The following is a 26,646-nucleotide window of genomic DNA, read 5'->3' on the forward strand; positions in this document are numbered from 1 at the left end:
CTTTCTAATTAACAGTATAATTATAGTATACTAACGTGAAGAGGTCAAAATTATTTGTGTGTTGGGGGTATTGTTGGTTGGTTTCATTGGATGTGGTTGATTTTCTGCGGAGGCAGAAAATCTTCGTTATGAATGGGTTGGTGTGGGGCAGTTTATCAGCGAATTTGCGGGTTTATCGTGTTTGGAACAGGCCCGCGATATCGATTCCGCGTTTTTATTCATTATTCCGCGTTTTCACTCTGTTATTCCGTGTTTGAAGATGATAATTCCGCGTTTTGGCAGTTTATTCCGCGTTTCTGATGATTTATTCCGCATTTGCATTATTTATGATGTAATTCCAGCTTATAATAGCAGTTTTTGGTTGTTCCAATACAACTGTACTTCTCTTTTAGTAAAATTCTCCTTATCACGTCTGGACAATCGACTCCCAATAATTCTCTCGCCTCACGATTTGTTATTGTGTCGCTTATTATTAATTTATGGTCATGAAAAGCTCTCACATGTGCATTCTTTGACATATGATGACAACTTCGACATACCCACTTCCCATGCTGCCAGTCCATTGGTACCGCGGCGCATTTTGGACAAAAGACTCCTTTTATTAATTCGTCTATAGACATGCAGTATTTTTCTAATACGTTTACTGTTCGAGGTGTATGCGCTGCAATTATCTGTGTACTTAGCTCATGAAGCTGTTCCATAGTTAATCGTGGAGTATTATATTTTTCATTCATATCCTGGATTCTAAATAGAAGTTGATTATTACGAATAATAGCTTCTGGAATAGGTTTATCTGGAGAGATAGATTTGATAATTGTACTTGAAGATGTGAAAACGACATAATAGTCAATGGGAATATTGATAATTCCGTTACTGCTGAGCCACTCCTGCAACCGGTACCTTTGCAAATTCACCTGGGAGACAGGATTCGGCAGGCCTTCTTCTTTACCATCGTCACCGATTCTAACTACCTGGTCTTCCCCATCAAATAGTACGGTCCCATACCAGTTCTTTGCTTCTACTATAAGAAAGTAACACATGGAAAGAACTAGTGTATCTATCTGAAAGTAGCCATTTTTGTCTTTGATTCGTATATCATGAAGTATAAGATAATCGTTATCACTTAAAAAGCTTAACGGAAATTCTAAATCCTTTTCTCCTTTCACGCCACTCCTTCTCTTTTTATAATCTAATTCTATGAAACTCTTAGCTTGATGATGAGCTGGTGTTCTCCCATATAGTGCCTCCAATTGCCATAGTAAAATTGATTCTTCACGGTGTTGAGCGATCATAATTTATTTTCCTCCTGTGAAAAGTTTATAATTACATACTGCTAATTCTACAGGGGAAGTGAAATTCCTTCTTTTATTGAATAATTTTAACATAATATTTCCTATTTACCGGAAGAAACCCTCTTGTTAACTGAACTCACTGTCATGCAACATTTCCAGTTATAAGCGATGAGTTAGAAGGTAAGGAGAATAAGAAGTCATTTCGTGAACCAGGTGTACTGGTTTCCAGCTCGGAATAACACTATTATGGCCGACTAATGCAATAATGGATGAATTTTCCAGTTCGCGTAGTAATATCCTCCAGCAATTTGTTCCTGCCTATTTCTGTACTGACACCCTTTACCTGTAACGTGTTCATATGTATATACACCAACTTATCATTCTTTCTTATCTACCAAAAAAGAGCGCCGGAGCACTCTTTTATCTAGACAATTTTGATAAGGTTTTTAGTATTTGTTTACTGGGTTTGTTTGGGACTTCATGATGGTGGCGGCATCTAGGCTCGTATGATTCGGATGCGCCGACTAGGATTACTGGGTCATCATAAGATGCTGGTTTCCCGTTAATTAGACGCTGAGTACGGCTTGCTGGTGCTGCGCATATTGGACAGATTGCGTTCAATTTTGTTACCGATTCACTTAATGCCATTAATTTTGGCATTGGCCCAAATGGCTCTCCACGAAAGTCAGTATCAAGTCCTGCGATAACCACACGGATACCTTTGTTTGCTAGCTCGTCTGCTACTGCAACAATGTTTTCATCAAAAAATTGAACTTCATCAATTCCGATTATATCTAAGTCGTCATCAATATGTTCTAAAATTTCTTTGGAGTTCTTTACAGGACGTGCCAATGTTGTTGTGCCGTTATGGGATACGACCGAATCTTCCGCATATCGATCATCAATTGCTGGTTTAAATACGCGTACAGATAAATTGCCAAATGTTGCTCGGCGTACACGGCGTATTAGTTCTTCTGATTTACCAGAGAACATGCTGCCGCAAATTACTTCTACCCAACCACTTTGTTTCATAACGTACATGAGCGGTCTTCTCCCTTCAATGGTGATATTCCATATGTATATATATTATTTTAACATTAATATCGGCATAATTTGTTTATTTATAAGCATTTTTTAAAGTAAAAAAACAGGCAAAATTATAGACGTTTTGCCTGTTTTCTTCATGAGCGTGCAGGTTGAGCGCACTTTTATTTCAGCTGAGAACTTGTCGTTTCAGCTTTTTATCAATCCAGCTTCGACTCCTAGAAGCTGCCGTCATAAGCAATTGAAACTTCAAGCGCTAAAACCATGCGCTTTTCAGCCCCTTGCTTATGCGTCCGCTTCTGACCAGTCGTTTCAGCTTTTTATTCAATCCAGCTTCTCTTCCCAGGGACTCGCGTCATAAGCAATTGACACTACAAACGCCAAAATCGGGCGTTTTTCGGTTCTTTGCTTATGCGGTCGTCCCTAAACGGTCAGCTCAGCTTTTTATTTCATATTATATTTTTTCTTGAATCGGTCTACGCGGCCGCCGACTTTGTCAGCTTTTTGTTTACCTGTGTAGAATGGGTGTGAATCTGAACTGATTTCAACACGGATTAGTGGGTATGATTTACCATCTTCCCATTCAATTGTTTCTTCTGAGCTTTGTGTTGAACCACTCATAAATTTAAAGTCTGAACTTGTATCAAGAAATACAACTTTTCTGTATTCTGGATGGATATCCTTTTTCATGTTATTACACTCCTTTTTGCCCTGAATCCTTTGGAAACAGAGTTGTTACAAGAGCCATTATAGGCACTTTACCTTTTCTAAACTCACATAGAAAGATTATAACAGTGTGCGGAATTGATTGCAATAGTATCGTGCTAATTTATCCTACTAGCATTACGCTTTACCGTTTTGTACCACGTCGTTTCATATCTTCGTCCATTTGTTGGAAAAATTCTTCGTTATTTTTTGATGTCTTCAGTCTCTTTAAGAATCGATCAAGAAAATCATGTGAATCCTGCATTGTTTTACGTACTGCCCAAATTTTATCAAGATGGCTTTTTGGTACGAGCAATTCTTCTTTTCGAGTACCTGAGCGTAATATATCGATTGCCGGGAATATTCGACGTTCGGCAAGTTGTCGATCCAAGTGCAATTCCATGTTACCTGTTCCTTTGAATTCCTCATAAATAACATCGTCCATACGTGATCCGGTATCAACTAATGCGGTTGCTAAAATGGTAAAACTACCGCCTTCTTCGATGTTTCTTGCTGCACCGAAGAATCGTTTTGGTCGGTGGAACGCTGCTGGGTCAATACCACCTGAAAGTGTACGACCACTTGGTGGGATCACTAAGTTATACGCACGTGCTAATCGAGTAATACTATCCATTAACACGATAACGTCACGCTTGTGTTCGACTAAACGCATTGCTCGTTCTAGTACTAACTCAGATACTTTAATATGATTTTCAGGTACTTCATCAAAAGTTGAGCTAACTACATCAACATCAGGAGCTACCGAGCGTTCAATGTCTGTTACTTCCTCAGGACGCTCGTCCACTAATAAAATAATCAACTTTGCATCTGGATGATTAGTGGAAATACTATTGGCAATCGCTGTTAAAAGCATTGTTTTTCCGGCCTTTGGAGGAGCAACAATTAAACCACGTTGACCAAATCCAACCGGTGTCATTAAATCAATAATTCGTGTTGATAACGTTTTTGTTTCTGTTTCCAACTTCATTAAACGATCTGGATATAGAGCTGTTAGTGCTGGAAAATGAACGCGTTCTTTCGCTGTTTCAGGGTCGTCACCATTAACAGCATCTACATGCAACAAGCCATAGTAACGCTCATTCTCTTTAGGGGGACGAACTTTACCCGATACTTTATCGCCATTACGCAGATCGAAGCGACGAATTTGTGATGCAGAAATATAAATGTCCTCTGCACTTGGGGAATAGTTAATTGGTCGTAAAAAACCGAAGCCTTCTGAAGGAATGATTTCCAATATTCCGTCCATGAATAAAAAACCGTCTTTTTCTGCTTGACCTTTTAAAATAGAAAAAATAAGTTCCTTTTTTGTCAACTTTGCATAATAAGAGACTTTATACTCTCTTGCTAATGCATAAATTTCTTTCAATGTTAATGTCTCTAAATGAGAAATTGTTAATGCAGCCATAAAAATCACCACGCCTATTCATTTTTACATTTTTGTATTAGTAAAGAATTTTTTCCGCAGGTAAGAAAGTATAAAACTTCCTTATCTACATAAGTGCAATTAGGTCATTCGCCATAAAGGCATGGCGAATGTTACGTTTTTCTAAAATCTGTTTTATTTTCACATTATTTAAATAAGTATTATTACAAAGTAGATTTGTGATAGATCTATAAAATATTCTATGCCGACGTACATGATTATATTTTTGGTATGATTTTCACTTCTTAATTGAAAGGTCTGTTCGTGTAGAAATGAAGATTTGCCGGAAGCTAGAATTGAAGTTTTTAATAGAGAAAAGTGCGTAAACCTCAGGTAATAAGTATCAAAGTTTCTTTTAAATTATAATTGCCATTCTTTACTATTATTAAACATCTACAATATTACCTTTTTCGTGTTTATTATTCAACTCTATTTTTAAAATTAATTAAATGATTAATAGAGAAAGGAAGTCACGAGCAGTGGCGACTTCCTTTCTTATCTAATTTCATTACGGATTCATAACAAGATTTGGTTTTTTCTTTAAGCTATGTTCACCATCGATAAAGCGGACGGTTCCACTTTTAGCACGCATAACAACTGTTTGTGTAGTTCCCTTAGTACCTTTAAATTGTACGCCTTTTAGAAGCTCACCATCGGTTACACCGGTAGCTGCGAAAATGGCGTCGTCACCACTGCAGAAGTCATCCATGTAAAATACTTTATTTATATCTGGAATACCCATTTTTTTACAACGCTCTGTTTCTTCGTCATTGGATGGGATAAGTTTTCCTTGGATTTCGCCACCTAAACATTTCAATGCTACGGCAGAAATTACACCCTCTGGAGCACCACCAATTCCAAATAAAATATCCACGCCAGTGTCATCGAATGCTGTATTGATTGCTGCAGCTACGTCACCATCTGGAATAAGTTTGATTCTTGCGCCTGCTTGACGAATTTCTTCCACTAATTCCGCATGACGAGGACGATCTAATACAACCGCAACCAAGTCTTCGATGTCTTTATTTTTAGCTTTTGCTACTGCTTTTAGATTGTCGAGTGTTGAGGCGTTAATATCAACTTTACCAATTGCTTCTGGACCAACTGCAATTTTTTGCATATACATATCTGGCGCATGTAAAAGTGTCTTTTCATCAGCAATCGCAATAACTGCTAATGCATTCCATGTACCTTGAGCAACAATGTTCGTTCCCTCTAAAGGATCAACCGCTACATCAACTCCTGGACCAACACCTGTTCCAAGTTTTTCACCAATATAGAGCATTGGTGCTTCATCCATTTCACCTTCACCTATAACTACTGTACCTTGCATTGGAATTGTATCAAACACATCACGCATAGCGGATGTTGCTGCATCATCAGCCTCTTCCTTTTTTCCTCGACCCATCCAGCGAGCTGAGGATAAAGCAGCTGCCTCTGTAACACGTACTAATTCCATCGTTAAACTTCTTTCCATATTTTCCCTCTCCTTTTTTGTATAAATACCCTCATCCCAAAGAAGATATATATGTAAAGCAGAGAGTACTCATGTTTCAACCACGTTCAGCTGACGTACTAGTATTGATGACGCCGCAGGATAAGGAAATTCCCCCTGAAAAAGCATCGGACGCAGAAAAAGTGCTTTTCTTTTTCAAGGACGTGGCGTTTTCATCGGCCAGTGCCCAACGTCGACATACCCTTATGAAGGGGCATGTTTCTTATATCGCCAACGGTCCAGGCCATACGTCGCTTAACGGGCGCTTCTGCTTTTGTATTTCATGAGTTTTGAAATTGCTCTACTTCCTGATATGTCATTTCTTCTCGCCATACATTCGCACCAAGGCTTATTAATTTATCTGTAATTTTCTCATAACCTCGATCAATATGTTCCAGGCCGGTAATTTCTGTTATACCTTTTGCCATTAATCCGGCGATGATCAAGGAAGCACCAGCACGTAAATCGCTAGCCTTAACTCTCGCACCTTCTAGTTGAACCGGACCAGACACGATTACTGATCCACCTTCAACTTTTATTATAGCATTCATTCGCCTTAATTCGTCAATATGCTTTAATCTTGCTGAGTAAATTGTATCTGTTATGACACCTGTATTGACTGCTTTAGTTAACAAAGTAGTAAATGGCTGTTGGAGATCAGTTGGAAATCCAGGATATACCAGCGTTTTTACATCTACGCTTTTTAACGGATTTTTAGGTGTGATCAATAATTGTTCATCGCTTTCTTCAATCGAAACACCCATTTCCCGTAGTTTTGCAAGCAGTGATTCCAAATGCTGAGAAATTACGTTGTCAATAATGACTTCGGTTCCGGTAGCTGCTGCAGCAATAGCATATGTACCTGCTTCAATTCGATCTGGTATTATCGTATGACGGCAACCATGTAATGAGGAAACTCCTTCAATACGGATTACGTCTGTACCCACACCTTTTATTTTTGCGCCCATGTTGGTTAATAATGTAGCAACATCGATTATTTCAGGTTCTTTTGCAGCATTTTCAATAACTGTTTTCCCTTTTGCTTTTACTGCTGCTAGCATAATATTAATCGTCGCACCTACACTGACCACATCTAAATAAATTCTTGCTCCTGTTAGCTCTTTGGCACGGATATATATAGCACCATGCTCATTCGTCACTTCAGCTCCAAGTGCTTCAAATCCTTTGATATGTTGGTCAATGGGACGTGGGCCTAAATGACAACCCCCAGGTAAACCAATAACAGCTTGATTAAACTTACCTAACATTGCCCCCATGAAGTAATAAGATGCACGAAGTTTTTTCACCTGTCCATTTGGCAATGGCATCGAAATCATATTCGCTGGATCAATATGAACGGTTTGACCATCCCAGCTTACTTTTCCGCCTATTTCTTCCAGTAATTCTCCAAGCGTATACACATCCGAGATTTCTGGAAGTCCATCGATTGTAACATCTGAATCAGCTAATATTGCTGCTGGTAAGAGTGCTACGGCGCTATTTTTTGCCCCGCTAATTCGTACCTTACCATTCAACAAATTGCCGCCTTCAATTAACATTTTCTGCATTCGGAATACCCCGCTTTTATGACGTACATTGTTGGTTGTAGTATTCAATTATCAACACAATTGAACACACATCACACCTAAATTAAACGTACTGAACGTACTAGTCGATTACGTTTATTTTGCACAAATTTACCAATTTCATGCAATTATTTTTGATTATTCCAATCGGAAAGAAACTTTTCAATCCCTTGATCTGTTAGTGGATGCTTTACAAGCTGTTCGATTACTTTGTACGGAATCGTTGCTATATGAGCACCGTTTAATGCTGAATCAATAACATGTAATGGATTTCTAATCGATGCTGCAATGATTTCAGATTGGATATCATGAAGGTCAAATATTTCTCTAATTGTTGCGATTAACGTCATCCCGTCATGTCCAATATCATCAAGGCGACCTAAAAATGGGGATACATATGATGCGCCTGCACGAGCAGCCAAAAGAGCTTGGTTAGCATTAAAAATTAGTGTTACATTCGTCTTAATATTTAAATCACTAAATGCTTTTACCGCTTTTAAACCTTCTAATGTCATTGGCACCTTAACGGTGATGTTTGGCGCAATGGCAGCAAGTTCTTTTCCTTCTTTGATCATTCCTTCTGCGTCTTCAGAAATAACTTCAGCACTTACGGAGCCAGAAACTTCTGCTGTGATTTCTGCTAGGCGATCATGAAAGGACACGCCCTCCTTTGCCACTAAGCTTGGGTTGGTTGTAACACCAGCTAAAATACCAAGTGAATTTGCGGTACGGATCTCATCTATATTAGCCGTATCGATAAAATATTTCATATACAAAATTCCTCTCTTTCATCTAAATGTCGTTCTATCTATTATACATTATGTTTCAAACGTTCGTTATATTATTACGCCTGATTGGAAGAACCAAATTCACGCATTTTTCCGATCACCGTTTCTTTAATTGCGTCACGACTTGGCCCTAAATATTTTCTTGGGTCGTATAGATCCGGCTTCTCGTTTAGCACCTCACGCACTTTTTTTGCTTGAGCAATTTGGCTTTCTGTATTTACATTAATTTTTGCAGAGCCTAATGAAATAGCACGCTTAATATCTTTTGTTGGAATGCCAGTACCACCATGCAAGACAAGTGGAATGTTTGTTAAGTTCATAACTTCTTCCATACGGTCAAATCCAAGGTTTGGTTCGCCTTTGTATGGGCCATGTACAGAACCGAGTGCCGGTGCGAAACAGTCTACGTTCGTTTCGTTAACAAGTCGTTCACATTCTGAGGGGATGGCATAAGCAGCTTCTGCGTCTTCTACAATAATATCGTCTTCTTGCCCACCAACACGTCCAAGTTCTGCTTCAACCGAAACTCCGTGAATATGAGCTAATTCAACTACCTTTTTCGTTAGGGAAATATTATCATCTAGTGGTTCATGTGATGCATCAATCATGACGGATGTGAATCCAGCTTGAATTGCCTCCGCACATTTTACGAAACTTGAACCATGATCCAGGTGGATGGCTACTGGAACAGTTGTACCATATGATTTCATTAACGCTTTAACCATATCTACAACTACATTAAAGCCTCCCATATATTTTCCGGCCCCTTCAGAAACACCAAGAATGACTGGTGACTTCTCTTCTTCTGCTGCTTGAAGAATTGCTTGGGCATATTCCATATTATTTAAATTGAATTGCCCGATAGCATAACCATTTTCTTTCCCTTTATCAAGCATTTCTTTCATAGATACTAATGGCATACGTTTCCTCCTCTTAGATGAGACCGTTCATCTAGCTGAAATTATTTTAAATACACTACAAGAATACCAACTTAGGTTTGAAGTCGCAACAATAGTGTAATGATTATAATGACCATTACTTTGAGATACCATCTATTTTAGTGTTTACGAATTTATATTTACGTTAAGATCGATTTCACTAAATCACATACATACTGAACATTAAATGGTTTAGCGAGGATTCCCTTCACTAAACTACCTTGATACTCCTTGATCATATCTTCTGCCAAACCACTCATTAAAATTGCAGGAATGTCAATATTTGCAGCTTCCAATTGTTGTAAAACTTTCCCCCCATCCATTATAGGCAGTTTATAATCAAGAATAAGTAAATCATACGGTTTATTATAAAGTTTATCTAGTGCTTCTCTTCCTGTAATTGCAGTAGTGACCTTATACCCCTCATTTGTAAAAATTTCCTGTAACAATAGTCGTATACCCGGTTGGTCATCTACAACTAATATCTCCTTTTCCATAGAATACAATCAACCCCCGCCCTTCACATAATTAGTTTTTTAAATAAATTCTATACAAAGGGGGGAAACTCCTTCTTATTTGTCCCATTTCATAAATAATCCCAAGAATTATATGGGTCTTAAGAAGAGGTCTTTTGAACTACCCACCACTTATCGACCTTGCGGTCTGATTGAAGTGGGGGATTCCTAAGAACACCAGCGTAACCGCTGGTTATTGATTAGGCTATCCCCGTAGTCCCTACGGTTAGAAGCCTTATAGCCTCATTTTTAAGATTTAATCCTGCGTTAATATCGCGGTCGTGGAATGTTTTGCACGAAGGACATTTCCATTCTCTTAACCCTCGATCTTTAACGTCTTTATTCTTGTAACCACAACACGAACATAGTTGAGAACTCGGAAAGGTTTTACCTACTTCTACTACTGACTTACCGTACCACTCAGCTTTGTATTTCAACATCGTCTTGAATCGATACCAGGAAACGTCAGCGATCGCTTTAGCACGCTTCTTATTTTTCATCATGTTGGATACTTGCAGATTCTCTATTCCGATTACATCGTGGTTTTTGATGATATCTGTAGAGGTCTTATGTAAGAAATCAGTACGCTTGTTTTCGATTTTCTCATGAATTCTGGCAACCTTTGTTTTTTGTTTATACCAGTTGTTTGAACCAATGACACGTCTTGAAAGGATTTGTTGGGCTTTTATGAGCTTTTCTTCTAGGGATTTGAAATAGCGGTTATTTTTATATTTCGTGCCATCTGAAAGGATAGCGAAGTCCTTTAATCCTACATCAACACCTGTACTAGAATTTGTTTTAGTTAATTCGCTTACTTCTGTTTCTGCAACGATAGATACAAAGTACTTTCCGCTTGGATTACGTCTAATCGTCGCATTGATAATACGACCATCTATTTCACGACTCTTGGCATAACGAACGAGCCCGAGCTTTGGTAGCTTGATATGATTTTCTAAAACATCCATATTGCCGTTCGTTTGTTTCGTGGTATAAGACTGCACGTTATTCTTTTTACTTTTAAAGCGAGGTGCATTAGTTTGTTTTTTATAAAAGCGTTGATACCCGTCAGCTAAATTTTCAACTGACTTTTGTAGTGAAATACTGTCTACCTCTTTCAAAAAAGGGTAGTTCTCTTTCAATTGACGAACTGCTTTCACCGATTCATATTTATGGAAAAACTCACCTTTCCAGTTGTTAGATGGTAATTGACCATTTTGTTTCATCTCTTCAGCGATATACCAAAAACCATCCTTTTCTTTCTGTTTGGCGAGAAAGAAGTTGAAAACAAATCTAGAACAACCAATCGTTTTATGAATCAACTCTATCTGCTTCTTATTCGGGAAGATGCGGAACTTAAAAGCCTTTTTTACTAGCATGATTTCACCTCATTTTTACAGGAACATTTGTTCTAATTATAGCACACTGAGGTTCGTTTTGGCTACTGCCAACCGCCATTCATCTCCCCCTTATCGCTGAGCTAAAGCCCTTCCCGCGCTTGAAGAGGGAGTCTTCTGTCTGATGATGATAAAACAATTCCCGAAATGAAGAACGTGAGCAATACGTTTCATTTTCGGGAATTTATAGTTCATTATTATTATTTTTGCTGACCTACTACTGCTCCGATAAATCCTTGGAACAATGATTGTGGTCTTGTCGGACGTGATTTAAATTCTGGGTGAAATTGACAAGCAATAAACCATGGATGATCTGCTAATTCAATTGTTTCAACTAATCTTCCATCAGGACTTGTCCCTGAAAAGATAAAGCCTTTTTCAGTCATTGCCTCGCGGAATTCATTATTAAATTCATAGCGATGGCGATGGCGCTCCTGAATCATTTTTTCTCCATCATATGCTGCCTTGGTTTTTGTGCCCTCTTTTAATCTACATGGGTAAATTCCAAGTCTTAATGTACCTCCTAGATCTGAGATATTCTTTTGTTCCGGAAGTAAATCAATAATTGGATATGGCGTTTTCGGATCAATTTCAGCAGAATGGGCTCCCTTAAGCCCTAATACATTTCGTGCAAACTCAACGGTTGCTAACTGCATACCTAAACAAATTCCGAAAAACGGCACATTATTTTCACGTGCAAAACGAATTGCCTCCATTTTCCCTTCAATACCACGGTCACCAAAACCACCAGGTACAAGTATTCCATCTACGTGTTTTAGTTCATCTTTAATGGTTTCTTTATCTAATTTTTCTGCATTAATCCAACGAATCGTAATATCGGTATCAAACACATAACCAGCATGTTTCAGGGATTCAACAACAGAAAGATAAGCATCTGGTAATTCGACATATTTTCCAACAAGGCCAATCGTAGTCGTTTTAGAAAGGCTTCTGACTTTATCTACCAATATACTCCATTCCATCATGTCTGCTGGTTCACACTCTAACCCAAAATGATCACACGTTAATTGATCCAAATTTTGTTCCTGTAATGCAATAGGAACATGGTATAAGGTGTCTGCATCTCGCATTTCAATAACAGCTTCTTCGTTTATATCGCAGAACAACGCAATCTTTTCTTTCATATCTTTACTGATTGAATGCTCTGTACGTAATACAATTGCATCTGGCTGGATACCCAATGAACGCAACTCTTTAACGCTATGCTGTGTTGGTTTTGTCTTCATTTCACCAGCTGCCTTGATATAAGGAACTAGCGTACAGTGAATATACATGACATGCTCTTTACCAATATCACTTTTAATTTGACGGATCGCTTCTAAAAATGGAAGTGATTCAATATCACCAACCGTTCCACCAATTTCAGTGATAACTACATCGGCCTTTGTAGCTTGGCCTGCTCGGTAAACTTGTTCTTTTATTTCATTCGTTATGTGCGGGATAACTTGAACAGTACCACCTAAGTAATCACCACGGCGCTCTTTTTTTATAACACTTGAGTACACTTTCCCAGTTGTAATATTGCTGTATTTATTCAAGTTAATATCAATAAAACGCTCATAATGTCCTAAGTCCAAATCCGTTTCCGCTCCATCTTCTGTTACAAAAACTTCACCATGCTGATAGGGACTCATTGTTCCCGGGTCAACGTTAATGTATGGATCAAACTTTTGAATGGTTACTTTTAACCCGCGATTTTTCAATAATCTTCCTAGTGATGCCGCTGTTATCCCTTTCCCTAATGATGAAACAACACCACCTGTAACAAAAATATACTTCGTCACTATTCATCCCTCTACCTTCTATTTAGTGTTTATACTATTGTTCAAACTTTTCTTAAAAGCTATTCTTAGAAAACTTGGCTTATCTCCAAGCCTTAATGACGAAAGCTTTAATTACACTTATCTAGATAAGTAAGTTTTATACTTTCCTATCTACTAAAAAATGGATATTCATAAACTTGGCACTCGCCAAGGAGACCCTAGTTCACTTACTTTCTTATCTGCAATAAAAGAAAAGCGCTCCCCAAAAGTAGGGGAGCGCTTTGATTTAATTTATAGAGCCCAATAGAAATTGTACTCATATCATTTTAAAAAGTCAAGCTACTATTAAGCATCTATTTCTTTACTTCTTCCTCGTCTGATTCATCATCGTCATCATCAGACTCATCGTAGTCATCGTCATCGAATTCGTCATCAAAATCTATATCTTCGTCTTCGTCGTCATCATCATCGTCATCATTGAAATTAGCTGTTAACACTTCGATATTATCATCGACAACATCAAGATCTTCTTCCACTTCTGGTTCTTTTTCTTTTTTCTTTTTCTTAGGTTTCGCCTTCGCTTTTTTCTTCTTTTTCTTCGGAGCATTTGTAACTTCTTCATCAGCTTGCTCAACCGGATACCAGCGCTTTAACCCCCACATGTTTGATCCAATTGTCATGAAACGTCCATCAAGGTTTAAATCTGTATAGAACTGTGCAATACGTTCTTTATTCTCTTCGTTAGTGAAGCCTTTCATCTTTGCAATTTTCTCAAATACATCTCTGAAATTTTGCGCTTTTTTTCCATCCAATAGAATTAGATTAGCCAATTCAAGCATTGACATTTTCTCTATTTCCTCGTGGCTATACTTTTTCAAGCTCACGGTAACGCACTCCCTTTACTCATATATTTAAGGCATTTAGGCCTAATATCTCACAAATCCTATTATTCCCATTCGTTACATGATAAACCATACCATACATTATAAACAAATGATAAGCGATTATGCCAGAGAAAAGAGCAAAAAGGTTGAGAAATTTAACAAAAGCGTAAGCGCCCGTTTAACGACGTATGTGCGCCCGCGCATCGCGGGTGGGTCGACGTTGCCACCGGGTGGTTTTAGTCGATCTTCCATTTCCGCATGAGATTCACTTTAACTTTCGCCATAAACTGGCGAAAAGTCAAGTTCACAAAGGAAACATGCACCTTCTTAGGGGTATGCCGACGTTGGACCGGGAGCCCGATTTTAGTCGGCCTTCCTAATGCTTAAGCGAATCGATGTTGACTTATCTTAAGGAGGATAAGAAAGTCCATACGTCGTTTGGCGCTGTAGCTGGACGAAGCCTATGCAGTTAATAGCTTTTCAATAGGGATACGATGTTATAACTACCTAAGCTCTAGTTTGATTTCCTCAAACCCTTGCTATGTTTCAATTATGCTTTACTTCCACTTACATATTTCTACGGTATTGGCCGCCAACTTCGTACAGTGCATTTGTTATTTGGCCAAGGCTTGCCACTTTAACTGTTTCAATAAGTTCGGCGAAAATATTTCCACCAGATGCGGCAACGTTTTTTAATCGGTTAAGCGCTTCTTCGGTATGTGCTTTATGCTCATCCTGGAATTTGTGAAGCTCACTGATTTGATGGTCTTTTTCTGTTTTGGAAGCACGTGCCAACTCCATGGAATCAATTTGATCCTCTGAAGGCGGGTTCGGGTTTAGGTACGTGTTAACTCCGACAATCGGAAGTTCACCTGAATGTTTCTTGCCTTCATAGTATAGAGATTCTTCTTGAATTTTACCACGTTGATATTGACGTTCCATGGCACCAAGTACACCACCACGGTCATTCATTTTTTCAAATTCCTGCAGTACTGCTTCTTCTACAAGATCAGTTAATTCTTCGACAATGAATGAACCTTGTAAGGAATTTTCATTTTTTGTTAATCCGAATTCCTTACTAATAATCATTTGAATTGCCATTGCACGGCGAACCGAATCTTCTGTTGGTGTTGTAATGGCTTCATCATAGGCGTTTGTATGCAAGGAATTTGTATTGTCCTGAATGGCTAGCAGCGCTTGCAGTGTTGTTCGGATATCGTTAAAATCAATTTCCTGTGCATGAAGTGACCTTCCAGATGTTTGAATATGATACTTCAGCTTTTGACTTCGTTCATTTGCTCCATACTTATCTCGCATCGTTACAGCCCATATTCTACGAGCTACACGCCCGATTACGGTATATTCAGGGTCTAGTCCGTTTGAGAAGAAGAATGATAGGTTTTGCGCAAATTTATTAACATCCATTCCACGGCTTAAGTAGTATTCCACATACGTAAATCCGTTAGCCAATGTAAATGCCAACTGTGTAATTGGGTTCGCTCCCGCTTCTGCAATGTGATAACCAGAAATGGAAACGGAATAGTAATTACGCACGTTTTTGTCAATAAAGTATTGCTGGATGTCACCCATCATACGCAACGCAAATTCGGTTGAAAAGATACATGTGTTTTGACCTTGGTCTTCCTTTAAAATATCTGCTTGAACCGTTCCGCGTACGACTGAAATCGTATCATCTTTTATTTTTTCATATTCTTCATTGTTTGGTTCGCGACCATTTTCATCTTTGAACTTTGTCAGCTGTTGGTCGATTGCTGTATTAAAAAACATTGCCAGTATAATTGGTGCTGGCCCGTTAATCGTCATTGATACCGATGTTAATGGATTGGTTAAATCAAAACCATCGTACAGCTTCTTCATATCCTCCAGTGTACAGATACTTACACCACTTTCACCGACTTTTCCGTAAATATCTGGTCGTGGCGCTGGGTCTTCGCCATACAATGTTACCGAATCAAATGCCGTTGATAACCGTTTTGCATCCTCATCTTTGGATAGATAATGGAAACGGCGATTTGTTTGTTCTGGTGTACCTTCACCAGCAAACTGTCGGGTCGGATCTTCCCCTTTACGTTTAAATGGAAAAACACCTGCTGTAAATGGAAACGCACCTGGAACGTTTTCTTTAAGGAGCCACGTTAAACGCTCGCCCCAGTCTTGGAATTTTGGAAAAGCTACTTTTGGTACTTTGGTCCCAGATAGTGATTCTGTAACAATATCCATTTCAATTTCCTTGTCACGAACAGAGAACGTCATTTTATCCTGGCTGTAGCTTTCTTTTGTCTCATCCCAGGCATCAAGCAGTTTTTTTGCCTTTGGATTAAGGTTTTCGGCATATTGATCAAACGTTTGATCAATAACTTTTTTAGCATTTTCGTCCTCAATTACTTCTTTTGAACCTTCTAATTGATAAAGCTTACGAGCTATCCCGCTTTGTTTTTCTGTGTGTTGGTGATACCCGCGGACATGAGTTGCAATCTCGCGTAAATAATGACGACGTTCATTTGTAATAATCATATTTTGCTTCTGGGCAATGATATTACGTTCGAAATCAATATCATCACTCCAGTTGTACTTTTCGTTCAATGTATCAACAAGGGATGCAAACAATGCATTCGTACCTGCATCATTAAATTGACTGGCAATTGTTCCGAATACAGGGAACTTAGTTTTGTCTTGATGGAATAGCATATGACTACGCTCGTACTGTTTACGCACCTGATTGAGTGCGTCTTCCGAGCCCTTTTGCTCAAACTTATTGATAACGATAAAATCAGCGAAATCAATCATATCGATTTTTTCCAATTGTGATGGAGCACCGAATTCGGCTGTCATTACATACATCGATAGATCCGTGACATCCGTAATAGCTGCATCACCTTGGCCGATCCCACTTGTTTCGATAATAATGAAGTCGTAGCCTGATGCACGAACAACACTAATTACGTCCTGAATCGCCTTTGATAATTCACTTCTCGAGTCACGAGTTGCAAGGGAGCGCATAAAAACGCGGTCCGTAAATATAGCATTCATGCGAATACGGTCCCCAAGCAAGGCACCGCCTGTTTTCTTTTTCGTCGGATCGATCGAGATAACGGCAACCTTCTTATCCGGTATTTCATTAATAAAACGACGAATCAACTCATCGGTCAACGAGCTTTTACCAGCTCCACCTGTACCTGTAATACCTAGTACTGGTGTTGTTTTATTCCCTTTTGCTTCTAACATTTCGACAACAGCCTGCTTCTCGTCTCTATCAACTTCACTGTTTTCCACATACGTTATAAACCGCGCAATTGCTTGACGGTTACCTTGCATTAATTGTTCCTGATCTTTTTTTACATCCATTGGCGGAATGAAGTCACACTCTTTAAGCATGAGGTCGATCATCCCTTGTAACCCTAATTCACGACCGTTTTCCGGAGAAAATATCCGTGAAACACCATATTCATGAAGTTCCTTGATCTCGCGTGGAATGATTACTCCTCCACCGCCACCATAAACATTAATATGATTAGCGCCAAGTTCGTTTAATAAATCAATCATATATTTAAAGTACTCCACATGCCCACCTTGGTAGGATGATATGGCAATCCCTTGTGCATCCTCCTGAATCGCAGCATGAACAACATCTTCAACGGAACGGTTATGACCTAAATGAATAACTTCTGCCCCACTAGCTTGCAGGATTCTGCGCATAATATTTATGGACGCATCGTGTCCATCGAACAAACTTGATGCTGTTACAAAACGAACCGGATGTGTAGGTTTATAAAGTGTTGCGTTTTCCATCTTCAGTCCTCCTATCTTTATTTATGGCTGTTTTAGCACGCATTGTTGCTTATTTATCTTCATAGTTGCTATAAAATGTGACGTAATTTACCGCTCTGGAAATACACTTCGCGCACCTTAGGGCGGCTGGTGAGCTTCTTCATGCTGACGCATTTCAGAATTTCACCTATGCCTTTCCTGTCTGAAGGCCTCACATAGATACGCCTGCGTCTTCTAGTAACGCTTCGAAGTCTGCTTCCTCGGCGCAAGGGAACTTAGAAAAGAGGATTCAAGTAGTACCTTGGCTGAAGCCGTGCCCGCGGAAAGCGACTGCCCGGAGCGAAAATCAAGTTGCTGATACGTTCGCTTTTTATATCTATTCTCTCAAAAGCAGCAAACTTTACGAAAACATCCTTATTTATAATAATGAATTAGTTAGCTTACTTCATCAGACGGAAGCTTTATTGCTAATGCTTGTAAAAGATAATAAATTTGCCTGTCGACATATTCTTCAAGTGTAAATTGCTTTTGCAGCATCCATCTTCTAAATCCCCACATTTGTCCTTGAATGAAAATGTTGTTCGCTAATAATTCCGCGTCCTGCTTGGAAATTTCATGCGGCATACACGTAACGATAACCTGTTCTAGCATACCGACCATGTCTCTTTCCTTTTGCAGTACGTATTCCTTGGTATCTTTTTGTAATGATTTTACTTCTTGGTACATGATTAATACTTCTTCCTGCATGTCATCCATGAGGTGAAAATACGATTCAATTACCGATACTAGATTAGAAGTCGATGGATTCTCTAAATCTATCGCTAGCTCCAATCGCTCTCTAACCTGCTCATAGATGGAATCACATACAAGAAACAAAACATCTTCTTTCTTCCGAATATATTCGTAGAGGGTGCCGATGCTAAAGCCTGATTCCTTGGCAATTTCTCGTGTAGTTGTACGGTGAAAACCTTTTTCTTTAAAAAGCGTGATCGCACCTTTTATCATCTGGTTACGACGTTTTTCGATTAGTTCTGAGTCTTTTACAGAAGAAAGGACTTGTTTTTGGGTCATTTAGCTTCCCCCTTCCTTTTTCCATTTTTTAAACCAATCACGTGCTAGCTGATAGGGATCGCTATTTTCATCGATTGGAGGAAGTTCCTTATTATTTTTTATAAAGTCGTTCACTTCACGCCATATTTCCTCACGAATCAGCTCATGTACTTCAAGTTCCTGCTGGAATACACGTCGTTTTTTTCCTTCTGTAGTCGTGTACAAAAATTCATGATGCTGTTTGATTTTCTCCCACAATTCATCTATACCTTTATTTTCGGTTGTTATCGTTTTTACTATGGATGGTTCATGTGTTTCACTCGATGTCATCATCACAAGCTCTTTCAACAAGGCTTTTAATTTTCCTACACCATGAAGGTCTGCTTTATTAATAACGAATAAATCGGCAATTTCCATGATCCCTGCCTTAAAAATCTGCAACACATCACCACTGTTCGGCGTTAACACAAGTGCTGTTGTATCCACGATTTTCATAATGTCGAGCTCTGATTGGCCGACTCCAACTGTTTCCACAATCACAACGTCAAACCCGTACGCATCACAAACCCGCACAGCATCCTTTGTTGAACGAGCAAGTCCTCCAAGACTACCGCGTGTCGCCATACTTCTTATGTAGACACCATCATCAGTAAAATGCTGGTTCATTCGAACACGATCACCTAGCAATGCACCGCCACTGAAAGGACTAGTAGGGTCAACCGCAATAATAGCAACGGTTTTGCCTTCGTTGCGGATATGGGTAATGAGCTGGTTCACAAGAGAGCTTTTCCCAGCTCCTGGTGATCCAGTTATCCCAACATAACGGGCATTTTTTTTAAGCGAAAACACATCGCTAAGCATTTGAAGTTTTTCTGGATGATCATTCTCCACTAATGTAATTGCTTTAGCTAATGCTCGTATGTCCTTATTTTTCATCCGTTCGACTAGTGCGTGCATGTAAGTACGTCCTTTCTGATTTGCGGCCTGAGTTGAGGGTGAGGGTGCTATCGCCCGAGTTGAGTGCGTTGTAGTCCTAGTTTGGCTTGTTCTGGCCCGAGTTTGTTGCTTTGTGGCCCGAGTTTTGCTCATTCATTTATTTTGTAAGCATTCTACCGATTACAAGTCGTTGAATTTCGTTTGTTCCTTCGTAAATTTGAGTGATTTTTGCATCACGCATATAGCGTTCTACAGGATAATCCTTTGTATAACCATATCCACCGAATACTTGAACTGCTTCGACAGTTGTACGCATTGCTGTGTCACCTGCATATAATTTAGACATAGCAGATGCTTTTCCATATGGTTTGCCTTCTGATTCGAGCCATGCAGCTTGGTAAGTTAGTAGGCGAGACGCTTCAATTTCTGTTGCCATGTCTGCCAATTTAAAAGAAATCCCTTGGTTAGTTGCAATTGGCTTACCAAATTGTTCGCGCTCTTTTGCATAATCTACTGCTGCATCCAATGCTCCTTGAGCGATTCCTAATGCCTGTGCAGCAATTCCGTTACGACCACCGTCAAGTGTTGACATCGCAATTTTAAATCCTTCACCTTCAGCACCTAACATGTTTTCTTTCGGAATACGACAATTTTCAAAAATTAGCTCTGTTGTCGGAGATGAACGGATCCCAAGTTTCTTTTCTTTTTTACCAAATGTGAAGCCTTCTGTACCTTTTTCTACAATAAATGCACTGATTCCTTTATGTTTTGCATCCGCATCTGTCTTTGCAAATACGATATAAATATCAGCAACACCACCATTGGTGATCCATACTTTGCTACCATTCAATACATAGTGGTCGCCATCTTCTTTTGCCGTTGTTTTCATCGAAACAACGTCACTACCAGCACCAGGCTCAGATAGTGCATATGCACCTAACGCTTCACCTGTTGCTAAACGGTATAAGAAGGTTTTCTTCTGTTCTTCGTTTCCATAGGTAAAGATCGGCCAGCTTGCTAGTGAAAGGTGAGCTGACAACGTTACACCAGTTGATGCACATACGCGTGAAAGCTCTTCAACTGCAATTACATAACTCACATAATCCGCACCAATTCCACCGTACTCTTCTGGCCATGGAATTCCTGTCAGACCTAACTCAGCCATTTTATCAAAAAGTTCCCGATCGAAACGTTCCTCTTCATCACGTTCTGCTGCTGTTGGCTCGACATCTTTTTTTGCAAAATCACGTACCATTTTTCGTAGCATTTCTTGTTCGTCTGTTAGTTGAAAATTCATTTTCCGTTGTCCCCCTTAGTCCCTCAATAGATTTTTAGCGATTACAATATGCTGGATTTCATTTGTACCTTCGTATATTTCAGTGACCTTCGCATCACGGAAGAAACGTTCTACCGGATAGTCTTCGGTGTATCCATAACCACCATATACTTGAACCGCTTCAATAGCTGTTTTCATGGCTGTTTTGGATGCATACATTTTCGCCATGGATGCTTCTTTTCCACACGGAATATTATGCTCTACCATTGACGCAACATTATAGACTAATAGCTTAGCAGCTTCTACTTCTGTTGCCATGTCTGCTAATTTAAAGGCTATCCCTTGATTCGAGGCGATTGGTTTTCCAAACTGCTCACGTTCTTTGGCATAGCTTACCGCATGTTCTAAAGCGGCCTCCCCTATACCAAGTGACTGAGCAGCAATGCCAATTCGGCCGACATTTAAGTTTGCCATAGCAATTCTGAATCCATCGCCTTCGGTTCCAAGCAACTGTTCTTTTGGTACAACACATTGATCAAAGCTCAATTGTACCGTACTTGACCCGTGTAGTCCCATTTTCCTCTCTTTTTTTCCAATTACAAATCCTGGCGTATCTTTTTCAATAATAAATGCACTAACACCAGCTGCACCTTTTTCCTCACCTGTTCGTGCAAACGTGATATACGTATCCGCTGCACCACCATTAGTAATGAAAACTTTTGAACCGTTTAAAATATAATTGTCGCCATCTCTTTTTGCAGTCGTTTTCATGTTTGCAACATCAGATCCTGCACCAGGCTCAGTAACAGCGAACGCACCTAAGTATTCACCTGTAGCAAGCTTTGGTAGGTACTGTTTTTTTTGCTGATCATTGCCAAAGTATAAAATTGGATTCGTACCAACAGATGTGTGCACGGATAAAATGACACCCAGTGTCGCACTTACCTTCGAGACCTCATGAATTGCAATAATGTAGGACGTATAATCCATTCCTGCTCCACCGTATTCTTCCGGGATAGGAATCCCCATCAACCCAAGTTCACCCATTTTTTGAATGATTTCTTTTGGAAAACGGTCTTCTTGCTCTATTCGTTCTATTTCTGGTGAAACCTCTTTTTGGGCAAAATCTCGAACCATTTTACGCATCATTTCTTGCTCTTCTGAAAAATGCATGTTCATATAATTGCCCCCCTCTCTGCTTTTCGTGATCGTTTATTTTTTTACTTTAATGCTTACGTACATTTCCTAATATTGATAGAATCCTCGGCCGGACTTTTTGCCCAACCATCCAGCTTTAACATATTTCCTTAGTAACGGGCATGGACGGTATTTGCTGTCGCCAAATCCTTCATGTAGTACTTCCATAATGTACAGACATGTATCCAAACCGATAAAATCAGCCAGAGTTAACGGACCCATCGGATGATTCATACCTAGTTTCATAACCGTATCGACATCTTCTGGTGATGACACCCCTTCATACACGGTATAAATCGCTTCATTGATCATTGGCATAAGGATTCGGTTGGAAACAAACCCTGGAAAATCCTGTACTTCTACTGGTGTTTTACTTAGTTTCTCTGTCATATTTTCGATAGCTTGATAGGTTTCCTCACTCGTTTGTAGCCCTCGAATGATTTCCACTAGTTTCATAACAGGTACTGGATTCATAAAATGCATACCAATAACCTGTTCAGGACGATTAGTTGCAGCAGCAATTTCAGTGATCGGCAATGATGATGTATTCGTCGCTAGAATTGCCTGCTTTGGAGCGAATTTATCTAAATCACTAAACACCTTTGTTTTTACATCCATATTTTCTACGATAGCTTCAATGATTAGATCACAGGACTCTGCATCACTCAGTTGAGATGAAGGTGCTAATCTGTTTAATGTCTCTGCTTTTGCTTCTTCAGTGATACGTTCTTTATCAACGGCGCGCGTGAGCAGTTTTTCAATATTATTCATTCCCTTATCAAGGGCATCTTCGTTCATGTCATTTAGTAATACACTAAATCCTGATTGCGCACAGACCTGGGCGATTCCCGCTCCCATTTGCCCTGCGCCAATTACCATTACTTTTTTTATTGTCATGATGAAAGGTCCTCCTTTATAGTTGCTTGATCGAGTTCGTCTTCGTTGTTACGCGAGTTTTATGCTGGGGTGCGCGACTTTCCCGCTCTGTTGCGCGACTTTCCCGCTCTGTTGCGCGAGTTTCTTGCTCTGTTGCGCGACTTTCTTGCTCTGTTGCGCGACTTTCCCTGTTGCGCGACTTTCTATCTTAGATAGAAGTCTAGCCTCTTGGAACTTCGATTAATACTGCGTCGCCTTGACCGCCGCCACTACAAATTGCTGCGATTCCAAGACCACCGCCGCGACGTTTTAGTTCGTGGATCAGTGTTAAAATAATACGTGCTCCACTTGCTCCGATTGGATGACCTAGTGCAACCGCTCCACCATTAACATTAACTTTTTCTGGGTCAATATCAGCAATTTTCCCGCTTGCAAGAGATACTGCCGCGAATGCTTCGTTGATTTCAAATAGGTCGATTTCGCCTTTGGAATGACCAGTTTTTTCTAGTAGTTTATTGATTACTAGACCAGGAGTTTGCGGGAAGTCTTTTGCTTCTACAGCAACTTCCGCATGACCAAGAACTGTTGCCAATGGCGTCTTTCCTAATTGTTCTGCTTTTTCGTCAGACATGACAACAAATGCACATGCGCCATCATTAATACCAGGAGCGTTTCCTGCAGTTATTGTACCCTCAGAGCCAAATGCAGGTCGTAATTTTGCTAGTTTTTCCACACTGGTATCCATGCGTGGTGCTTCATCTGTATCAACAACGATTGGATCCCCTTTACGTTGTGGGACCTCAACAGCAACAATTTCCTCAGCAAACTTCCCATCATTAATTGCTTGACCTGCACGTTGATGACTGCGGTATGACCACTCATCTTGTGCTTCTCTTGTTAGTTCGTACTCTTCAGCGGTTGAATTTCCGTAATTACCCATGTGTACACCGTTAAACGAACATGTTAAACCATCATGAACCATCATATCTTTTACACTTTTATCGCCCATCCGATTACCCCAGCGTGCATCTGGTAGGAAGTATGGTGCGTTGCTCATGCTTTCCATCCCACCTGCGACAATGGTATCCTCATCACCCAAGCGGATTAGCTGGTCAGCTAATGTCACACTACGCAGACCTGATGCGCAAACTTTGTTAATTGTTTCTGTTTTTACATTCCATGGAATCCCTGCTTCACGTGCTGCTTGGCGAGAAGGGATTTGACCTTGACCACCTTGTAAAACAGTTCCCATAATTACTTCATCAATTTCTTTTTCGTCAAGGCCTGCACGATCCAATGCTTCACGAATTGCTTTACCGCCAAGTTGTGATGCGGTAAATGATTTCAGTGATCCTCCAAATTTACCAAACGGGGTTCTTGCTCCTGAAACGATAACAGTTTTTCTCATCATTAAGACATCCTCTCGTTTATATGTATTTATTTCCATTGATAACGCTTACTTTTCCACTTCCGATTGAACGCTCACTCAATCTATTACTAAATAATGAGAGGTACGTTAATACCTCTCATTCTATCTTATGCAGTTTGTGCTTCTTTTTCAACAAACACGGATAATGCTAGAATTTCTGCAACATCCAATGTGCTAATGTCTTCTTCTACTTCCTTCGCTTTTGTACCATCACTCAACATCGTTAAGCAGTATGGACATGCACTGGAAATCATTGTTGGTTTCACGGCCATTGCTTGTTCTGTACGGGATACATTAATGCGGTTACCTGTTGTTTCTTCAGTCCACATTAAGCCTCCACCTGCACCACAGCACATTCCATTTTCTTTGTTGCGATCCATTTCCACCAATTCAAGGCCTGGAATGGAATTAAGAATTTCACGTGGTGGATCATATACACCGTTGTACCTTCCTAAATAACAGGAATCATGATACGTAAGTCGTTGGTTAATTTCGCGTTCTGGTTTCAGTTTTCCGTTCATCACTAAGTCATACAGCATTTGTGTGTGGTGATAAACTTCTGCTTCAAAACCAAAATCAGGGTATTCATTTTTGAAAATATTATATGCGTGTGGATCAATGGTTACGATCTTTTTCACGTCATTTTTTTCAAATTCTTTAATGTTCTTCTCGGCAATTTCCTGGAACAAGAATTCATTACCAATACGACGTGCTGTATCCCCAGAGTTAGCTTCTTTATTACCTAGAATAGCAAAGCTGATACCTGCTTGGTTCATCAATTTTGCAAAAGCAAGTGCGATTTTTTGACTGCGGTTGTCGTATGCACCCATAGAACTTACCCAGAACAAGTATTCAAAGTCTTTTTCTTCCTTTTTCAATTCTTTAACAGTTGGGATATAAGCCTCTTCGTCAAGCTCGCGCCATTTGATGCGATCTTTTTTCGATAATCCCCAAGGGTTACCTTGACGTTCAATATTCATAACTGCACGTTGTATATCTGAATCCATTTTACCTTCTGTCATAACAAGGTAACGGCGCATATCGATAATCGTTCCAACATGTTCATTGTTAACCGGACATGCATCTTCACAGTTACGGCATGTCGTACATCCAGAAAGTTCTTCTTCTGTAATAACATCACCAATCAGGCTCATACTTTCCATACCTGCTGCAGCTTCACCCGCACCAGAACCAGCCATTTGGTTTCCTTGTGTGTTAGAGAAAGCATAAGCTGGAACCCATGGCGATTTACCAGTGATTGCTGCTCCTTTTTCGGTCAAATGATCGCGAACTTTGATCATAATGTCCATTGGCGAGAGCATTTTACCTGATAATGACGCTGGACAAACATCGGTACAACGTCCGCACTCCACACATGCGTAGAAGTCTATCATTTGATGCTGTTCAAAATCTTCCACTTTTCCTACACCAAATGAAATCTCTTCTTCACTTTCCTCTATGTCTTCATCGATATCAAAATCTATTTTTTTCAATTTCCCAGGAACACGTTTACTTAAAAATACGTTAATTGGCGCAGCAATTAAGTGTGCATGTTTTGACTGCGGAACATAAACTAAGAACGTTAAAATGGTAATCGTATGAACCCACCACGCGATATAGAACATAACCATAGCAGCACTTTGTGGTAACCAGGCAAACGCTGAAGCTATTAAACTAGCAACTGGCTCTGTCCACGTTACACCTTCACCATGCCATACTAATGCCATTCCGTTTCCAAATAAAACGGAGAGCATTAATGTTCCAATAAAAATTAAAACAAGTCCTGCTTTAAATCCACGTTTAAGGCGAACAAGTTTTTCGATATAACGGCGGTGAAATGCCCATATAACAGCAACTAGTATCACTAGTGTGACGATTTCCTGGAAAAAAGTAAATCCAGCGTAAAACGGTCCAAAAGGTAAATGGTTACCTGGTGACAACCCTCTTACAAACATGTCAATCGCACCGAATTGAACCAATATAAAACCATAAAACATCATGACATGGATTGTTCCGGATTTCTTGTCTTTAAGTAGCTTCGACTGACCAAAAACGATCTTCCCTATTCGGCGGAACCGTTCTTTGAAATCTCGGTCAAATTCCGATTTTTTTCCGAGTCTAATATAAGCAATTCGTGTAGCTACAACTCTAGCGAATAAATATAATCCATAGATGGTTATAGCTATGAATGCTAGCATGTTGATCAATAAAAAAGTATCCATTA

The 26,646-nt window shown here is 39.6% G+C and carries 21 protein-coding genes; 1 reads left to right on the plus strand and 20 read right to left on the minus strand.

Going from position 1 to position 26,646, the window contains the following annotated elements:
- Positions 1–320: 320 nt before the first annotated feature.
- The 5 genes from ACFQ3N_RS00315 to glpX form a co-directional block, all read right to left on the minus strand.
- Entirely contained in the window at positions 321–1,292 is a 972-nt protein-coding gene (locus ACFQ3N_RS00315) for an NERD domain-containing protein (RefSeq protein WP_390358451.1), read from the minus strand.
- A gap of 420 nt (positions 1,293–1,712) precedes the next feature.
- A complete protein-coding gene (locus ACFQ3N_RS00320; protein ID WP_390358453.1) occupies positions 1,713–2,333 on the minus strand; it encodes a thymidine kinase in 621 nt (206 codons plus the stop codon).
- Between the two features lie 447 nt (positions 2,334–2,780).
- Positions 2,781–3,026: a type B 50S ribosomal protein L31 gene (locus ACFQ3N_RS00325; RefSeq protein ID WP_390358455.1), complete on the minus strand. Its 246-nt coding sequence runs from the start codon at positions 3,024–3,026 to the stop codon at positions 2,781–2,783.
- Between the two features lie 160 nt (positions 3,027–3,186).
- The gene (gene rho, locus ACFQ3N_RS00330) at positions 3,187–4,467 is read right to left on the minus strand and encodes a transcription termination factor Rho (RefSeq protein ID WP_390358457.1); all 1,281 of its coding nucleotides are present in this window, start codon (positions 4,465–4,467) and stop codon (positions 3,187–3,189) included.
- Positions 4,468–4,993: 526 nt separating this feature from the next.
- A complete protein-coding gene (gene glpX / locus ACFQ3N_RS00335) occupies positions 4,994–5,962 on the minus strand; it encodes a class II fructose-bisphosphatase (RefSeq protein WP_390358459.1) in 969 nt (322 codons plus the stop codon).
- A 71-nt stretch (positions 5,963–6,033) separates the two neighbouring features.
- On the opposite strand from glpX, the gene ACFQ3N_RS00340 reads away from it, so the two are divergent.
- On the plus strand, positions 6,034–6,267 hold the full coding sequence (locus ACFQ3N_RS00340) for a hypothetical protein (RefSeq protein WP_390358461.1): 234 nt from the start codon (positions 6,034–6,036) through the stop codon (positions 6,265–6,267).
- Here the strand turns inward: ACFQ3N_RS00340 and ACFQ3N_RS00345 are convergent.
- The 15 genes from ACFQ3N_RS00345 to ACFQ3N_RS00415 all read right to left on the minus strand — a co-directional run bounded on the left by ACFQ3N_RS00345 (position 6,262) and on the right by ACFQ3N_RS00415 (position 26,644).
- Entirely contained in the window at positions 6,262–7,548 is a 1,287-nt protein-coding gene (locus ACFQ3N_RS00345; protein ID WP_390358463.1) for a UDP-N-acetylglucosamine 1-carboxyvinyltransferase, read from the minus strand. The two genes, ACFQ3N_RS00340 and ACFQ3N_RS00345, sit on opposite strands and share 6 nt — an antisense overlap.
- Before the next feature lie 146 nt (positions 7,549–7,694).
- Positions 7,695–8,336, minus strand: coding sequence for a fructose-6-phosphate aldolase (fsa, locus tag ACFQ3N_RS00350; protein WP_390358465.1), 642 nt, complete (start codon positions 8,334–8,336; stop codon positions 7,695–7,697).
- A 74-nt stretch (positions 8,337–8,410) separates the two neighbouring features.
- The gene (gene fba / locus ACFQ3N_RS00355) at positions 8,411–9,274 is read right to left on the minus strand and encodes a class II fructose-1,6-bisphosphate aldolase (RefSeq protein ID WP_390358467.1); all 864 of its coding nucleotides are present in this window, start codon (positions 9,272–9,274) and stop codon (positions 8,411–8,413) included.
- A 158-nt stretch (positions 9,275–9,432) separates the two neighbouring features.
- The gene (locus ACFQ3N_RS00360) at positions 9,433–9,789 is read right to left on the minus strand and encodes a response regulator (RefSeq protein ID WP_390358469.1); all 357 of its coding nucleotides are present in this window, start codon (positions 9,787–9,789) and stop codon (positions 9,433–9,435) included.
- Positions 9,790–10,007: 218 nt separating this feature from the next.
- Positions 10,008–11,183 (minus strand): IS200/IS605 family element RNA-guided endonuclease TnpB, encoded by a 1,176-nt coding sequence (tnpB, locus tag ACFQ3N_RS00365; protein ID WP_390358471.1) that lies wholly within the window; start codon positions 11,181–11,183, stop codon positions 10,008–10,010.
- 218 nt (positions 11,184–11,401) lie between these two features.
- Positions 11,402–13,006, minus strand: coding sequence for a CTP synthase (locus tag ACFQ3N_RS00370; protein WP_390358473.1), 1,605 nt, complete (start codon positions 13,004–13,006; stop codon positions 11,402–11,404).
- A 332-nt stretch (positions 13,007–13,338) separates the two neighbouring features.
- Positions 13,339–13,869 carry a DNA-directed RNA polymerase subunit delta gene (gene rpoE, locus ACFQ3N_RS00375; RefSeq protein WP_390358475.1) on the minus strand — a complete coding sequence of 177 codons (531 nt, stop codon included), beginning with the start codon at positions 13,867–13,869 and terminating at the stop codon, positions 13,339–13,341.
- A 567-nt stretch (positions 13,870–14,436) separates the two neighbouring features.
- Positions 14,437–17,679 (minus strand): fused isobutyryl-CoA mutase/GTPase IcmF, encoded by a 3,243-nt coding sequence (gene icmF / locus ACFQ3N_RS00380; RefSeq protein WP_390358477.1) that lies wholly within the window; start codon positions 17,677–17,679, stop codon positions 14,437–14,439.
- Positions 17,680–18,093: 414 nt separating this feature from the next.
- Positions 18,094–18,729, minus strand: coding sequence for a TetR/AcrR family transcriptional regulator (locus tag ACFQ3N_RS00385; RefSeq protein WP_390358479.1), 636 nt, complete (start codon positions 18,727–18,729; stop codon positions 18,094–18,096).
- A complete protein-coding gene (gene meaB, locus ACFQ3N_RS00390) occupies positions 18,730–19,665 on the minus strand; it encodes a methylmalonyl Co-A mutase-associated GTPase MeaB (protein ID WP_390358481.1) in 936 nt (311 codons plus the stop codon).
- A 136-nt stretch (positions 19,666–19,801) separates the two neighbouring features.
- On the minus strand, positions 19,802–20,941 hold the full coding sequence (locus tag ACFQ3N_RS00395) for an acyl-CoA dehydrogenase (RefSeq protein ID WP_390358483.1): 1,140 nt from the start codon (positions 20,939–20,941) through the stop codon (positions 19,802–19,804).
- A 15-nt stretch (positions 20,942–20,956) separates the two neighbouring features.
- Entirely contained in the window at positions 20,957–22,099 is a 1,143-nt protein-coding gene (locus ACFQ3N_RS00400) for an acyl-CoA dehydrogenase (protein WP_390358485.1), read from the minus strand.
- A gap of 66 nt (positions 22,100–22,165) precedes the next feature.
- Complete coding sequence (locus tag ACFQ3N_RS00405; RefSeq protein ID WP_390358487.1) at positions 22,166–23,014, minus strand: 3-hydroxybutyryl-CoA dehydrogenase; 849 nt, start codon at positions 23,012–23,014, stop codon at positions 22,166–22,168.
- 199 nt (positions 23,015–23,213) lie between these two features.
- Complete coding sequence (locus tag ACFQ3N_RS00410; RefSeq protein ID WP_390358735.1) at positions 23,214–24,401, minus strand: acetyl-CoA C-acetyltransferase; 1,188 nt, start codon at positions 24,399–24,401, stop codon at positions 23,214–23,216.
- A gap of 128 nt (positions 24,402–24,529) precedes the next feature.
- Complete coding sequence (locus ACFQ3N_RS00415) at positions 24,530–26,644, minus strand: heterodisulfide reductase-related iron-sulfur binding cluster (RefSeq protein ID WP_390358489.1); 2,115 nt, start codon at positions 26,642–26,644, stop codon at positions 24,530–24,532.
- Positions 26,645–26,646 lie beyond the last annotated feature (2 nt).

Source organism: Virgibacillus byunsanensis (assembly GCF_042675965.1).
GTDB classification, from domain to species: Bacteria; Bacillota; Bacilli; order Bacillales; family Amphibacillaceae; genus Virgibacillus_R; species Virgibacillus_R byunsanensis.